Consider the following 14,390-nt stretch of genomic DNA (forward strand, 5'->3'; position numbering starts at 1 on the left):
ATGAAAAAAATTAATAAAATTTTAATTTCAATGATAGGTTTTAGTTTACCATTTTCATTAATTTCATCTAGTTGTATAGTAATACCAAATAAAACAATAAAGTTAAATAATTCACAAATTGAGGGAATAAAAAAAGATATAGAATTTAAATTAACATCTTTAGGAAAGATAAAATATAAAAATAATTACGATGAATTATTTTCACTTTTAAAGAGAATAAATAATGAATATGTTAAAGCTAATCGTTTTTATGAAATTCAATTCAATAAGGAACTTTCAAAATATATAACTCTTAAATTTCCAAATGTTAATTCATTATATTCAGGTCACTTTTTAAAAATTACATTTAATTTCAATTCAAAAACTCAAAAAATTAATTTACATTGACATTTAGGTTGCTCATCATATCCTAACGAGGGTGAAGGTGACATCCAACTTGATGATTTATAAAAAAACAAGAGGCTATATCAAATAGTCTCTTGTTTTTACTTTAAAGATTTTTTCAATTCATTTAAAGTTTCAATGAATTTTTCTTTCTTAATATTTTCAGTTTTATCTTCACCATATTTTCTTATTGCTAATATGTTATTATCAATTTCATTTTTACCTATCATGACTAAGAACTTAGTTTTTAGTAATTGTGCTTCTCTTATTTTTTTACTTATTCTTTCATTTCTTAAGTCAATATTTACATTGATATCTAAATCAATAAATTCATTATATAAATCTTGACAGAATTTATTTTGTTCTTCACTTATTGGTATTATTGTTACTTGACGTGGACTTAATCAATAAGGTAAAACACCTTTTGTTTGTTCTAATAGAGCGGCAATAAATCTTTCATATGTGCCTATTAAACCACGGTGAATTAATACAGGAGTCTGTTGTTGTTCATTATCATCAACATATCTCATTTCAAATCTATGAGGTAATAAAAAATCTAATTGAAGTGTTGACATTGTAATAATTTTATTTAAAGCAGTTTTAACTTGTAAATCAACTTTTGGTCCATAAAATGCAGCTTCGCCAATGAATTCTTTATATTCAATTTTTAATTCATTTAGCACATCTCTTAAGTCTTTTTCAGCTTTATTTCACATAGAATCATCTTTAAAGAATTTTTCAGTATCTTGTGGATCACGTAATGAAAGTGAAATGTGATCAATTTCAATATTGAAATCTTTTAATGCAGTAGTTATCATTTTATATAAATGTTTAAACTCATTTTTAATTTGATCAGGTCTTACAAATACATGCCCTTCAGTTAAGTCCATGCTTCTAACTCTTTCAAGCCCCGATAAAGCCCCAGATTTTTCATAACGATATAATCTTGATTGTTCTGAATATCTTATTGGGAAATCACGATAAGAATGTCTTGTTGAATTATAAAGCATAATATGATGAGGACATGTCATCGGACGAGCAATTAAAAATTCATTTTCCATTTTTATTGGGTTAAACATAGTATCTTGATAATGTGCTAAATGGCCACTAATTTCATAAAGTTTTTTCTCTCCAAAATGTGGAGTTAATACTTCAGTGAAACCAAATTTTTTATCAAGTTTTAAAACATAATTTTTTATTGCATTATGAATTTTCATTCCATCTTCTAATCAAATTGGAAATCCTTGACCACATAATTTATTAAAAGTAAATATATTTAGATCTTTTCCAATTTTACGATGATCTCTTTCTTTTCTTTCTTGTAATATTTGCAAATATTCATCAAGTTCTTTTTGTGTTTCTCAACAAGTGCCGTATATTCTTGTTAACATTTTGTTTTTAGAATCGCCTCTTCAATAGGCTCCTGCTGTTGATAATAATTTAAAATATTTTATTTCCTTTGTGTTATTTATGTGATTTCCACTACATAAATCGGTAAAAATATTTTCATTAGTTTTAGGGTGAACAAATCCATAGAAGGTAATATTTTTATTTTCCTTTTTAAATTGTTCATTTAGTTCTTTTTTATATGGTTGATTACTAAAATCATAATGATAATTTTCTATTTTTTTGACTTCATATCCTTGTTCAGCAATTTTATGCATTAATTTTTCAATTTTAGGTAAATCACTTTCTAAAATAGGAGTTTCAAAATCAAAATCATAGTAAAATCCTTCTTCGATAGCAGGTCCTATTGCTAGCTTAACATTTGGATATAATTTAATTATTGCACTAGCCAATAAATGACTTGCTGAATGATTTAATTTAAAATTTGATTGCATTATTTTAATCCCATTCCCTTCATTAATTTTTCTAGGTTTTCTTTTGCTATTTTTGTTGCTTTTTCAGCACCAATTTTAGACAATTCGTTTATTCTTAAAAGCATATTTTTGTATTTTGATTGTATATTTATTAATAATGATTTTACACTTTCTGCTACGGAAATTTTTAATTCTCCATAGTTTTTATTTTTAAATTTATTTTCACTTTCTTCTAAAGTTAAATCATTTAATGCACTATATATAGTTAATAAATTTAGAATTCCTGGTTTTTCATTAGATATATATATTTTGTTTTCCGAATCTGTTACAGCTTTCATAATTTTCTTATATGCCACTTCTGGATCATCTAATAAATAAATAGATGCTTTATCATTTTTATCTGATTTTGACATTTTTTTAGTTGGTTCTACAAGTGACATAATTTTAGCTCCAACATTAGGAATATATGCATTAGGTTCATTAAATGAAGTTTTATATTTATTATTTAATCTTTGAACAATGTTTCTAGTTAATTCAACATGTTGTTTTTGGTCAATTCCTACTGGTATTAAATCAGCATCATATAATAATATATCTCCAACCATTAATGTTGGATACATTAATAATCCTGTAGGAATTGTATCCATTCCATTTGGAGATTTTATTTTTGTTGATTTATCTTTGAATTGTGTCATTCTTGATAGTTCACCAATTGTTGTATTAACAGTGATTAGTCATTCCATCATTCCATGTTCTAATACATCTGATTGAAAAAATAAAGTAGATTTATCCGGATTTATTCCACAAGCTAAATACAAAGCAAATAAATCATTTTTATTTTTATTTAATTGTTCTGGCTCAATTGGCAAAGTTAAGGCATGTAGATCTGCAATAAAAATATAGCTATTATATTTCTCTTGTAAGTTAACCATATTTTTTATAGCGCCTATGTAATTAGCAATAGTTAATTTACCAGTTGCGGTTATTCCACTTAATAATACTTTTTTTCTATTTAACATATTATGACACCTTAAATATTAATTGTGTTGTAAATTTAAAATAATTATAATTTATTTATAATATTAATATTAAAAACATATAGATAATTCATTATGTTGATAAATTTAACCAAGGAGACATAAATGACTAAAAAACAAAAATTTATGTATGTATTTTTAATTGTTATTACATTCGGATTTATTCTTTTATATTGAAAAAAATATAAACAAACTTCTTCAAAAAACTATTTATCAGTAGAAGAAAAATTAAATTTTGATTTTGAAAAATTTATATCATATATTGGTGGAGTTAAAAACATAAAAGATGTTAAATCTTCACAAAAAGTTCTTACGATTTTTTATATTGAAAAAAATAATATAATTCTAAACGAACTTAAGAACTTAAAAGGTATACTAGGAATTTCAATTAAATCAGATTCAATTTCATTTGTTATCGGAAATTCAGCAACATATGTAAAAGGTATAATATTAAAGGAAATTAAATAATGCAAAAAAATATTAAATATCAAGGACTTTTAAACAATTTATTAAACATTGATCCTTTTGATAGTTCATTATATTTTAAAATTGATAATGAGAATTTTTTTGATGTTTTGCAATATTTTGGTAAAAATATTTTCAATAATATATTGAATAACTATAAATTAAATATCTCCCTTTCAAATAATTCAAATAAAGAGTTGATAACTAAATTACATGATGTTTCAACAACAGGCGAAATTGTCAATTTGTATAAGTATTATGATAAAAAATCAAATCTTGAAACTCCAAAAAAAGATTTTGATTTTAATAAATTAAAGGAAGAATTAATTGGTGAACTTGAATTAGAACAACAAAAATCTATTTTAAAGTGAAAAAAAATAATCAACAAAGCAAATAACATAAATGCTGAAAACAACATATGACCATTGCATATTGGTTTTTTTATTGTTACTATTAAGACTGATAAAAAAAATATATTTGCACCATTATTTTTTAAGGAAGTTAATTTAGAAATAAAAAATTCTGTCGTGTATTTATATTCAAATTCTGAAGTAAAAATAAATGAAAAATTAATTACATTTTTAAATCAAGAAGGATTTTCTTTAAATGTAGATGATTTTGATTTTTCCAATTTAACAATAAATGAAATTTTTTCATATTTTACAAAAACATGAGAGTCAATATATGAAATGCCTAAAACATTATTTGGGAATATTTTAAAAATTAAAAATGATAATATTAATAATAAATCAATTAAGTTTTTAAATGGGATGGTGTTAGGCTTTTTTAATGTTTCTTCTGGTTATTTATGAAACCAATTAAAACTAATAGTTGAAAATGATGAATTTGATAATATATTAAATCCTGATTTTGATAAGAATAAATATAAAGAACGTATTAAAAAAGTAATATTTGATGATAAATTTAAATTATTTAAAATACAAGACACTAATTATTCTCAAGATGTAGCAACAATATCATCATTATATCAAGATACAATAATTTGAGGCCCTCCAGGTACTGGGAAATCTCAAACAATAACCAATTTAATTGTTAATATAATCGCTAGAGGGTACACTGGTCTTGTTGTGTCACAAAAAAAAGCAGCTTTAGATGTTTTAAAGAATAGATTAAAAAAATTGGGAATATTTTGTTTATTTGCCTTGAATGATAAAAATTTAAGAACAGAAAACTTTTATAAACCATTAAAAGAATTTATTTATTTGGTAGAAAATTTTAAGATTGATGAGCCTCAAATGGGGATAGAAATTTTTTCTGAAAAAGATAAACACTATATTGATAATCTTGATATATTACTTAATATTGATAATCTTGAAGAAAAAATTGAATTAATATTCTTATTGAATAGTTTTAATTTAGATGAAAAAAAATTTAATATTTTAAAAGAACTTGATTCCGATATTAAATATAATTTTAGCAATTTATTAACTATTGAATCATTGAAAAATCACTTATATCAAGTTAATTATCAAAAAAAACTTAATATTTTTACAATATATCCAGCAAAATTAAAGAAGACTTTGGAATTTATAAGATCAAATGATTGATTATTAAAAATAAACAATATTGATAAAATAATTCCTATTGTAAAAAATATTGATTTTTCTGATTATTTATTTATTGATAATTTTTTCAAAAAACAACTTGAATTAAAAACATTTTTAATAAATGATGATTTAAAATTAGCGCGTATGTTGCTAGCTAAAATTGTTGAAAAAATGAATAATTTTACATTAGAGGAAAAAAGACAATATACATCATTTGCTATGGCAATACGAACAGCACATTTAAAACCATTTAAATTTTTTCACAAGCATAAAGAAATGATAAAAAAATTATTTCCAATTATTGTTACAACCCCCGATGTAGATTTATCTATATGAAAAAAACAAGAGTTCGATTTTGCTATTTTAGATGAGTCTAGTCAAATATTTATTGAGAAGGGAATTCCGATTTTATACTTAGCTAAAAGAAAAATATTAGCAGGTGATAGTCAACAAATGCAACCGACAAGATGATTTTTTGCAAATTATACAAGTCAAGAAGAAGATGATTTTGGTAATATTGAATCTTTATTAGAATATGCGACAGCAAGAGGTTTATATTCAATATTGTTAAATAAAAATTATCGTTCAAAACATGCTGCATTAATGACATTTAGTTCTAAGAATTTTTACAATTCAAAATTAGATGTAATTGATGACTATAATGTAAATAAAGGTGAATATCCAATTGAAGTTATTCAAGCGCAGGGAGTGTGAGAAAATGGAGTCAATGAAATTGAAGGATCTAAATTATTAGATGTATTGAATGATAATATCGATAAATATTCAAGTATTATTGCGTTAGTGTTTAATTCTAAACAATTGGATTTAGTTTTAAATAAAATATTTCTTGAACATCCGAAATTAGAGGAAGCTATTAACAAGGAAAAATTGTCAATAAAAAATATTGAAAACATTCAAGGTGATGAAGCTGATTTAATTGTTATGTCAACAGTTTATGATCATACAACTTCCTTGCATGGTGCTTACGTAACGAGAAAAGGTGGGAAAAATGCTTTAAATGTTGCTGTTTCTAGAGCAAGAGAAAAAATAATTGTAATAAAATCAATAAATCATACTGATATTGAATTAAATGAAAAATCCACTGATGATATTAGAATTTTTAAGGAATGATTAAAGTTTCTTGATTTGACAACTTGTGAGCAAAAAAATTATTTAGAAAATCTTAAACTAGCATCAGATACTGATTTGCCAAATTCAAATGATGATAATGATTTTTTTATATATGTTGATAAGTACATAAATGATCTATTAGCTAAATATAATGATAAATATAAAATTATAAAAAATTATTCATTGGGAACAAAATCAATTGATATAGCAATAATTAATATGGAAAATAATTTAGTTGAATTTGGAATCATTGTTGATCAGCTAAAATATAAAAATGATTACCAAGAATTTCTTGAATTTAAAGATAGTATTAAATTTCTAACTTCAAAAAAATATCCAATATTTTGTGTTTCAAAATTGAATTTTCCTTGAATAAACAAAATGTTAAATGATTTCGTTGAGCAAAAAAATATTGAATTAGAGAAAAGAGAGAATAATGAATAAAGAAAATAAAGATCCTTTATCTACCGAAGAAGCATTTCATTATAAAAAAATTGGAACAAATTTAGAAAAGAAGAAAAAAATAAAAAAAATATTATTTTGATCGCTATCTGTTGCAACAGTTGGAATTATTGTTGGAATAACTTTTAGTATTAAAAAACAACAAAACGAATATTATTTGTGGAAAAATAAATCTAAAATTTATCAGTTAGAGGAAAAAGAAAAAATATATGATAATAAATATATATCTTATTCAAATAAAAAGTATGATGATACTAAATCAAATCTTATAAAAAAACTTGTTGCTAACAATTTTTTAGAAAAAAATGATGCATTAAAAACTTTAAATTTTGTCAATAAAAAAAATGACATTTACACTACACAAATCACAAATATTATTGATAATACAATAGATGACTGTGTCAATTTTGATGTAATGTTCATAAATAAAAAGACAAAACAAACTGAAGTAATTTTGCAAAATATTAATGTAAAATGCAAAACAACTAAAGAAGCATATTCACTTAAAAGTAATGAGAAAAATGCATTAGAAAACATTTCAAAAAGACTTGAAAGCATTAATTTTAAATTTAGATCTGAAAATAACAATGATAAAGTCAATGAACTAAAGAAGAAGATTAAAAACTATAATGAAATGGTTAAAAAATATAATACAAAAGAAGATGATTCCATTGACGTTCATTTTTTAGGTATGCTATTCCAAAAATATTTCTATAGTGATTTTGGAGATATTAATTTCTTTCCATATCTTATTCAGGAAATTAAATATGACGAAAACGAAAATAAAATTTCCTTTAAATATAAAACATTTATTTTAACGAACACAACTGAAAAATATAAAAGAATCAAATTTAATTACTTTAGATATATTAGTGATGGAATTGAAAAGAATTATAAGAACATATTGGCTTTATAAAATTTATAAAAAATTATTCTAGTATTTCGGCATTATCTGGTAAATTTCAGGGATTTTTTAAATTAATATGATCAATAAATAATTTTCCATTTAAATGATCAAATTCATGTTGAGCAACAATTGCAGGATAGCCTGATAAGTCATATTTTTTTACTTTTTTGTCGAAATAAGAATAAGCTTCTAAAATAATTCTATTATATCTAGGAATGTATCCTTCTTGATTTTTTCAACTTTCATTAACACTAAGACAGCCTTCACCTTCTTTAATACATAAGAAATTATTTGAGTGTCCCAAAACTTTTGGATTCACTAATGCATCGCTAAAAATTATATTTTCTTTTTCATCTTTAATTAAGATATAAAATACATTTTTTAATATTCCATATTGAACCGCTGCAACTCCAACAGCAGGCCTAAATTTAGTGTTCTTTTCTTGGCTATTATTAACATGAAAAATCATTTTCTCAATGAGTTCAACATCCTCATTATTAAGTGGTAATTTTAAATCACTAGATTTTTGACGTAATCTTTTATCTGGCAATTCTATTAAATTTATATCTTTATATGTAAACATATTTTTATTATATATTAAAGATTAAAATAAAATTTATATAATTATTAATAATTTTTCATTTTATTTATTTATGGAGAAATTAATGACAGGACCCGAACCGACAAAATGATATATATACTTAATATGAATTTTTGTGTTAATAATATTATTAACTTTTAGTGCTATATTTTCTTCTGCAGAAACTGCATATACATCTGTTGGTGTTGCAAAAATTGAAACTATGGTAGAGAATAAAGTGCGTGGGGCAAAATTAATTAAGAAACAACATCAATTTTTTAATAGAACTTTAGGTACTATTTTAATAGCTAATAATTTAGTTAATATTTTAGCATCAGTTTTATTTTCATATATATTGAGTTTAGCATTAATACCAGGCAAATACCAAGTTTTAATATCAACTGTAGTAATGACGCCTATAATTGTTTTATTTTCGGAAATAATTCCTAAAGTTGTTGCTAAAATGCATCCTATTGGTGTTATTAAATCATTTTATTGATTTATAGAATTATTATATTGATTGTTTATTCCATTAACATTTCCTATTAGCAAAATAGGAAAAAAGATTTATATTACTAATACTGAAGAGGATGTTAAAAACTTAATAGATATTGCTAATGAAGAAGGAGTTTTGGAAATGGGGGAATCTTCTATGGCACAAAACGCTTTGGATTTAGATTCAACAAAAGTCATACAACATTACATTAAATTAAAGAATGTTGATTATGTTAACTGAAAATGTAGTATTTCTGAAGTATTAAATAAATTTAAAGAAACAAATTATTCAAGATTACCTGTGGAAAGGGATGACAATTTTATCGGTATAATTCATTTAAAGGATATATTTTATTTGCAAAAAGGTAATATTATGAACTATATAAAAACTGTTCCTATTGTTTCTGCAAATTCAATTTTAAGCATAGCATTGGAAAAAATACGTCAAGCAAGAGCACAAATGGCTTTTGTTGTTAATAATAATAATTCAGATAAGATAATTGGGATTATAACTATAGAAGACATCATAGAAGAAGTTGTTGGTGAAATTTATGATGAATATGATAACGATGAATTAATATATGAAGTAAGCCTTGAAAAATGTTTAGCTAAAGGCGTTGTTAAAATGAAGGATTTATGAAAACAATTAGAATTTAAAGATCTTTTTGAATTTGAATTATCTGAAGAAGAAGAAGAACTAAATTTATCAAGTTGATTAAATTTAAAATTAAATCATAAATTAAGACTTAATTCTAAATATGAATATAAAGAAAAAATAGAATTTAAATTAGTCGAAAAACAAAGCCAAAGAAAAAATTATGATGTTTTTGAAATTGATTGAGGTAATTAATTTGTTATGTCTAAAGTGTTTACATTTAAAGAAAATGAACCCCTAACTAGCTTAGTTAAATATATTTTATCAAAAATAGATTCGATAGAAGCAATTCTTTTGAACGGCGAATTAGGCGCAGGTAAAACCACCTTAGTTAAGCAAATTGCTGCTGCTATAGGAGAAAAAGAAAAAATAATTTCACCTACATTTAACAATATTTTAATACATGATAAATTAGTTCATATTGATGCTTATAAATTGAGAGGTAATTTATTTCCTTACGAAGATTATTTTGAGAATAAATTAGTTATTATTGAATGGGCAAAAAATATAACCCATAATTTTAAAAGTATACTTATAATAAATGTATATTTAAAAAATAATAAACATGTGTTTGAGGTTGAAAACTAGTAATTATGAATATATTAATAGAAACAAGTTTAGATAATTTATATATGTGTATTTTTGACAAAAAATTTAATTTAATTACAAAAGTTAATTTAGAAAAAATTGTTAAAAAAACTGATGTGTTTTTCGATTCATTAAAAACTCTTTTAAATTCTAGAAAGTTGGGATTACTTGATATAGAAAATATATATGTTACTTTAGGACCGGGTAGTTTTAGTGGTTCTAGGATAGGGCTAACATTTTGCAGGACAATGGTACAATTAAAAAATAATATTAATTTGTTTGTGGCGCCCACATATGTATTATTTAAATCTCAATTGAATAACGAAAATGAAATTAAAATTAAAGCTAATAAATATTCAATATTTAGAATTCTAGGCGATAAGATAAGTTTGATTCCTAATGATGGTAATTTCCATAAATTTGATTATGATAGATTTGAAAAAAATATTAAGTTATATATTTCTTTTTTTAAAAAAGTAAATAAAGATGAGTTGTTGGATATAGATATTATATATGGATCTGATCCTCAAATTGGAGAGTTAAAATGTTAATATTTTCAATAGAATCTTCACATGATGATACATCATTTGCAATATGTAAAAACAAAAGTGTTTTGTGAATGAAAACAATTAGTCAAATTGAAGTACATAAAAAATATGGGGGGACAGTACCCGAAATTGCATCAAGACTGCATTCAAAAAATATTGCAATTTTAATAGAAGAAATAAAAACAGAAATTGATTTTAATAAAATTGATTTAATAGCATATACAAAAGAACCGGGATTAATAGGTTCCTTACACATTGGTTATATTGTTGCAAACACAATATCTATTTTATTTAATAAACCAATTATTGGATTGAATCATTTGGAAGGACACTTTTATTCTGCCTTTATCGATAAAGAAGTAATGTATCCTGCATTGGGATTAATTGCATCTGGAGGACACACACAATTGGTTTTATATAAAAGCAAGAATGATTATCAATTAATAGGAGAAACGCAAGATGATGCAATAGGTGAAGCATATGATAAAGTAGCTAGAAAATTAAAAATTGGATTTCCTGGAGGTCCTATAATAGATGAATATTGAAAAAAATTTCATAAAATTTATTTGAAAAATTATTCTATACCAGAAACAAATAAGAAATACGATTTTTCTCTTAGTGGATTAAAAACTAATATTATTAATTTAATAAACAATGATGAAAATAGAAAGAGAAAAGTGGACACTGAAAAATATGCAACAGAATTTCAAAATACAATAATTAAATATTTGTATAAAAAAATGAAGATTGCAATAGAAGAATTTCATCCAAATTGTATAGTTTTATCTGGTGGAGTTTCTGCTAATTATGGAATAAGAAATATGTTCTTAAAATTACATAAAAATGTTTTTTTGCCTGACTTAAAATATACAACTGATAATGCAGGAATGATCGGCAGATTAGCTTACGAAAAAGAACGTGATGAATAATTAATATTTCTAAATACATAATTTAAACTATTTATCAAAATTACAATAAATATACTTATTCATATATATGGAGTGATGTCATCGTATTCTTTTTCTCTTGTTATAAAAGCATTAGATCCTAATAATGAAGAAGTGAATGAACCGTAAGTTATATAATTTTTTGTTATTTTTTCAACTTCAAAAGAAGCAAAAGAAAGATTGTCTTTTTTAATAGTTGGAATTATAAAATTATTATATATTTTGAGTTTTGTTCACCCCTGTTTAATTAAATTATTTATTTTATATTCTTCAATTTTGTTAACCGATTTTACTAAATTGTTTGAAATTATATCTGAACTATGTACCGAAAATGATATTAAAAATGCGATTTGTGGAGAATTAAAAAGTGGAGAAATAAATATAAATAAAGTTAAAATAGGTATATGTCTAGAAAAGGTATTTTTCAAATTAAATATTGTATTAAATTTATTTATTTTTTTAGATTCTAAAAACACTTTTACATATACTAAAAATTTAATAATAATTAATGTTATAAATATCAATGAAATAAATTCAATTATTTCTTTATATATTGAATTTTTATTTACTATATTTCAATTAGGCAATAATAATGAATGTAAAAAATTATTTGAATTCAGTTTATAAAGTTTTTGATTAGCTAGTTGACTTAATGATAGAATTGTTAAAATTAAAGTAAATAAATAAATAAGAATTTTAGCGGCCAATTTTATCTTTTTATTTGAATTAAAATCAGAATATGATAATTTTTTATTCATATTATAATTTATTCATTTATTTCTTGATACAAACACTATTTTAGAATTTTTCTCACTATTAATATTATTGTTAAAAAAATAATTTATGATAATTTTTTTTAACAAATTAATACTAATAATAAATAAAATTAATATTAGTAATGGAATTGCTAATTCATTAAAATATTTATTATTGATTATTGGTAAATTAAGAAGAGATCCTATTCCTATAAACCCTAAATTTGATAGAACTGTAGATCACCTAATATTTGATTCAAATGAGTAAAACACATAACTAATAAATTTTTTATTTACAAGTGGTCAAATATTTATCATAAAAGATTTAAACTTATTTTTACTATTGCTAATTAATTGAAAATTAATTGTTATATTTACATTTTCTAGAATTTGTGAAAAATATTCATGTAATCATATTCATGTAAACCATCAAAAAATAAAAAATAATGCAAGCATTTTATCTGAAGATGAACTAAAAATGTATATAAATATTATCTCTGGCAATATTCTTAATGTGATTATTATTATTTTTAAAGGTAAATATACATATATGCTATTGATTTTAGTATTTCCAAAATATGAAGTAATAAAAGCAGTTATTGCACCAAATAAAGTTCCTGCAAATGTAATTTTTATACTAGTTCATAGTAATTTTATAGATAGTGTAAATAAACTTTGATTTTTAAAATAATTGCTTATTGTTTTAAATTTAAAAAAATTAATTATGTTATTTGCAAATATTTTTGTTCCATATTTAGAAAAAGAGAAATCTATATTAGTTAAAAAATAACCAATTATAAATAATAAAAAAATTCAAAAAAGTATTTTATATAAGATGTTTATTGATCCTTTTAATTTAATATTGCCATTAGAAATTTCCTCATAAAAATTTTTTGATTTTATTTTTATTATATTATTCATCAAAAACCCTCTTATATGGTTCAATTACTTCCTTATAATAATTTTTAATTATTTTGTAACCGTTAAATCCAACAGTTTTCCCGTAGTCATCATATCCATTTTTTCAAATGTTATATATTGCTTTTGCTAATAATTCTCTCTTTTTTTCATTTAATGAATTTGATGTTGCTAAAACATTATATTTAATTGGATCTGTAACAGTCAGAAATTCAATTTTATCTTCAGGATTTTCACAACTATAGTAATTTAATTGTTTATTGTTTTTTTTGTTATTTGTATATGCGAATGAACCTAATTCATCAAAAACTATATGATAATTTTTGTTTTCTCCTTTTGATAAGTTTTTTGCTTTATCAGTTTTATATTTATTAGGATTTTTTTGTCTATCTAAAGCAAAAGAGGTAAATTTGTTATTTGGTAAATTGAAATGTTTTTTGAACAATTGTTCTTGCAATAAATATTTGCTTGCACTATTTTCTTTCCCTGTCATAATACCGAAATTTCTAAATGTATTTCAGTCTTTTTCTACTCATGCTTTTTTTATTCTTTCAATAGTAGATTTATTGCCCCACATCATTATGTTTCCACGATAAAAATCAATTAAGTCCTTACTATAGAAATAATTAAATTTTGCCCCGTCTCAACCATATTCGCTATGTCCTCAATCATTAAATTTTTTTCTTTCAAACATTTTTTGTGCTTCTTTAGCTATTTTAACAAGATCATCGCCATTGTTATTAAATGAATAATATTTATTGCCATCTAAATCAAATTTAAAAGCATATGTTTGTGTTTGCAATAGAGGTGAAAGATGCTCTTTATTTCTATAAAATAATGATGAAGTAATACTTGCTAAAGTGGCACTTCCTTTTATTAATTCTTGCGCTAAATCGTTATTATCATTTTTATACGAGATATTATATTTTTTTATATTATTTAAATTATTGTTTTTTAATAGATTGTTATATTCTTTTATGATTTTATCGAAAAATTTGAAATTCAATTCATTAGTACTTCAAGGTTTATTAATTGAAAATGTAAAAACATTTTTTGTGCATGCTATGCTAAAAAATGATGGTATAGGTAATAACAAATTAGTCAATAAAAATATTCGTTTATTTTTCATG

At 22.7% G+C, this 14,390-nt stretch carries 13 protein-coding genes; 8 read left to right on the forward strand and 5 right to left on the reverse strand.

The genetic code is table 4. From position 1 onward, the window contains the following. Complete coding sequence (locus tag LQ356_RS00880; RefSeq protein WP_405311883.1) at positions 1–450, forward strand: hypothetical protein; 450 nt, start codon at positions 1–3, stop codon at positions 448–450. Positions 451–485: 35 nt separating this feature from the next. On the opposite strand, the gene thrS is transcribed toward LQ356_RS00880, so the two are convergent. Together thrS and trpS are read right to left on the reverse strand one after the other, a co-directional pair. Further along, on the reverse strand, positions 486–2,225 hold the full coding sequence (gene thrS / locus LQ356_RS00885) for a threonine--tRNA ligase (RefSeq protein ID WP_405311885.1): 1,740 nt from the start codon (positions 2,223–2,225) through the stop codon (positions 486–488). Beyond that, a complete protein-coding gene (trpS, locus tag LQ356_RS00890) occupies positions 2,225–3,223 on the reverse strand; it encodes a tryptophan--tRNA ligase (RefSeq protein ID WP_405311887.1) in 999 nt (332 codons plus the stop codon). The genes thrS and trpS overlap by 1 nt, the downstream gene beginning before the upstream one ends. A gap of 123 nt (positions 3,224–3,346) precedes the next feature. Between trpS and LQ356_RS00895 the strand changes: the two genes are divergently transcribed. Genes LQ356_RS00895 through LQ356_RS00905 form a run of 3 tightly spaced genes read left to right on the forward strand, consistent with a single transcriptional unit; the run spans position 3,347 to position 7,783 of the window. Then, positions 3,347–3,709 carry a PTS glucose transporter subunit IIB gene (locus LQ356_RS00895; protein ID WP_405311889.1) on the forward strand — a complete coding sequence of 121 codons (363 nt, stop codon included), beginning with the start codon at positions 3,347–3,349 and terminating at the stop codon, positions 3,707–3,709. Then, the gene (locus LQ356_RS00900) at positions 3,709–6,849 is read left to right on the forward strand and encodes a DEAD/DEAH box helicase (protein ID WP_405311890.1); all 3,141 of its coding nucleotides are present in this window, start codon (positions 3,709–3,711) and stop codon (positions 6,847–6,849) included. The genes LQ356_RS00895 and LQ356_RS00900 overlap by 1 nt, the downstream gene beginning before the upstream one ends. Beyond that, positions 6,842–7,783 carry a hypothetical protein gene (locus LQ356_RS00905; RefSeq protein WP_405311892.1) on the forward strand — a complete coding sequence of 314 codons (942 nt, stop codon included), beginning with the start codon at positions 6,842–6,844 and terminating at the stop codon, positions 7,781–7,783. Before LQ356_RS00900 ends, LQ356_RS00905 begins: the two co-directional genes overlap by 8 nt. A 13-nt stretch (positions 7,784–7,796) precedes the next feature. Here the strand turns inward: LQ356_RS00905 and def are convergent, their stop codons facing one another. Further along, on the reverse strand, positions 7,797–8,357 hold the full coding sequence (def, locus tag LQ356_RS00910) for a peptide deformylase (RefSeq protein WP_405311894.1): 561 nt from the start codon (positions 8,355–8,357) through the stop codon (positions 7,797–7,799). 82 nt (positions 8,358–8,439) lie between these two features. Here def and LQ356_RS00915 point away from each other — a divergent pair, with 82 nt between their 5' ends. The 4 genes from LQ356_RS00915 to tsaD are packed head-to-tail and all read left to right on the forward strand — an operon-like array spanning position 8,440 to position 11,569. Beyond that, a complete protein-coding gene (locus tag LQ356_RS00915; RefSeq protein WP_405311896.1) occupies positions 8,440–9,699 on the forward strand; it encodes a CNNM domain-containing protein in 1,260 nt (419 codons plus the stop codon). Positions 9,700–9,705: 6 nt separating this feature from the next. Next, positions 9,706–10,092, forward strand: coding sequence for a tRNA (adenosine(37)-N6)-threonylcarbamoyltransferase complex ATPase subunit type 1 TsaE (gene tsaE, locus LQ356_RS00920; RefSeq protein ID WP_405311898.1), 387 nt, complete (start codon positions 9,706–9,708; stop codon positions 10,090–10,092). A gap of 5 nt (positions 10,093–10,097) precedes the next feature. Further along, positions 10,098–10,643: a hypothetical protein gene (locus tag LQ356_RS00925; protein WP_405311899.1), complete on the forward strand. Its 546-nt coding sequence runs from the start codon at positions 10,098–10,100 to the stop codon at positions 10,641–10,643. After that, complete coding sequence (tsaD, locus tag LQ356_RS00930) at positions 10,637–11,569, forward strand: tRNA (adenosine(37)-N6)-threonylcarbamoyltransferase complex transferase subunit TsaD (protein WP_405311901.1); 933 nt, start codon at positions 10,637–10,639, stop codon at positions 11,567–11,569. Before LQ356_RS00925 ends, tsaD begins: the two co-directional genes overlap by 7 nt. Here the strand turns inward: tsaD and LQ356_RS00935 are convergent. Together LQ356_RS00935 and cypl are read right to left on the reverse strand one after the other, a co-directional pair. Beyond that, complete coding sequence (locus LQ356_RS00935; RefSeq protein ID WP_405311902.1) at positions 11,545–13,263, reverse strand: PhnE/PtxC family ABC transporter permease; 1,719 nt, start codon at positions 13,261–13,263, stop codon at positions 11,545–11,547. The two genes, tsaD and LQ356_RS00935, sit on opposite strands and share 25 nt — an antisense overlap. Next, positions 13,256–14,389 carry an ABC transporter thiamine pyrophosphate-binding lipoprotein p37/Cypl gene (gene cypl, locus LQ356_RS00940; protein ID WP_405311903.1) on the reverse strand — a complete coding sequence of 378 codons (1,134 nt, stop codon included), beginning with the start codon at positions 14,387–14,389 and terminating at the stop codon, positions 13,256–13,258. The genes LQ356_RS00935 and cypl overlap by 8 nt, the downstream gene beginning before the upstream one ends. Position 14,390 lies beyond the last annotated feature (1 nt).

The organism is Metamycoplasma faucium (assembly GCF_045160055.1).
Taxonomy (GTDB): Bacteria; Bacillota_I; Bacilli_A; order Mycoplasmatales; family Metamycoplasmataceae; genus Metamycoplasma; species Metamycoplasma faucium.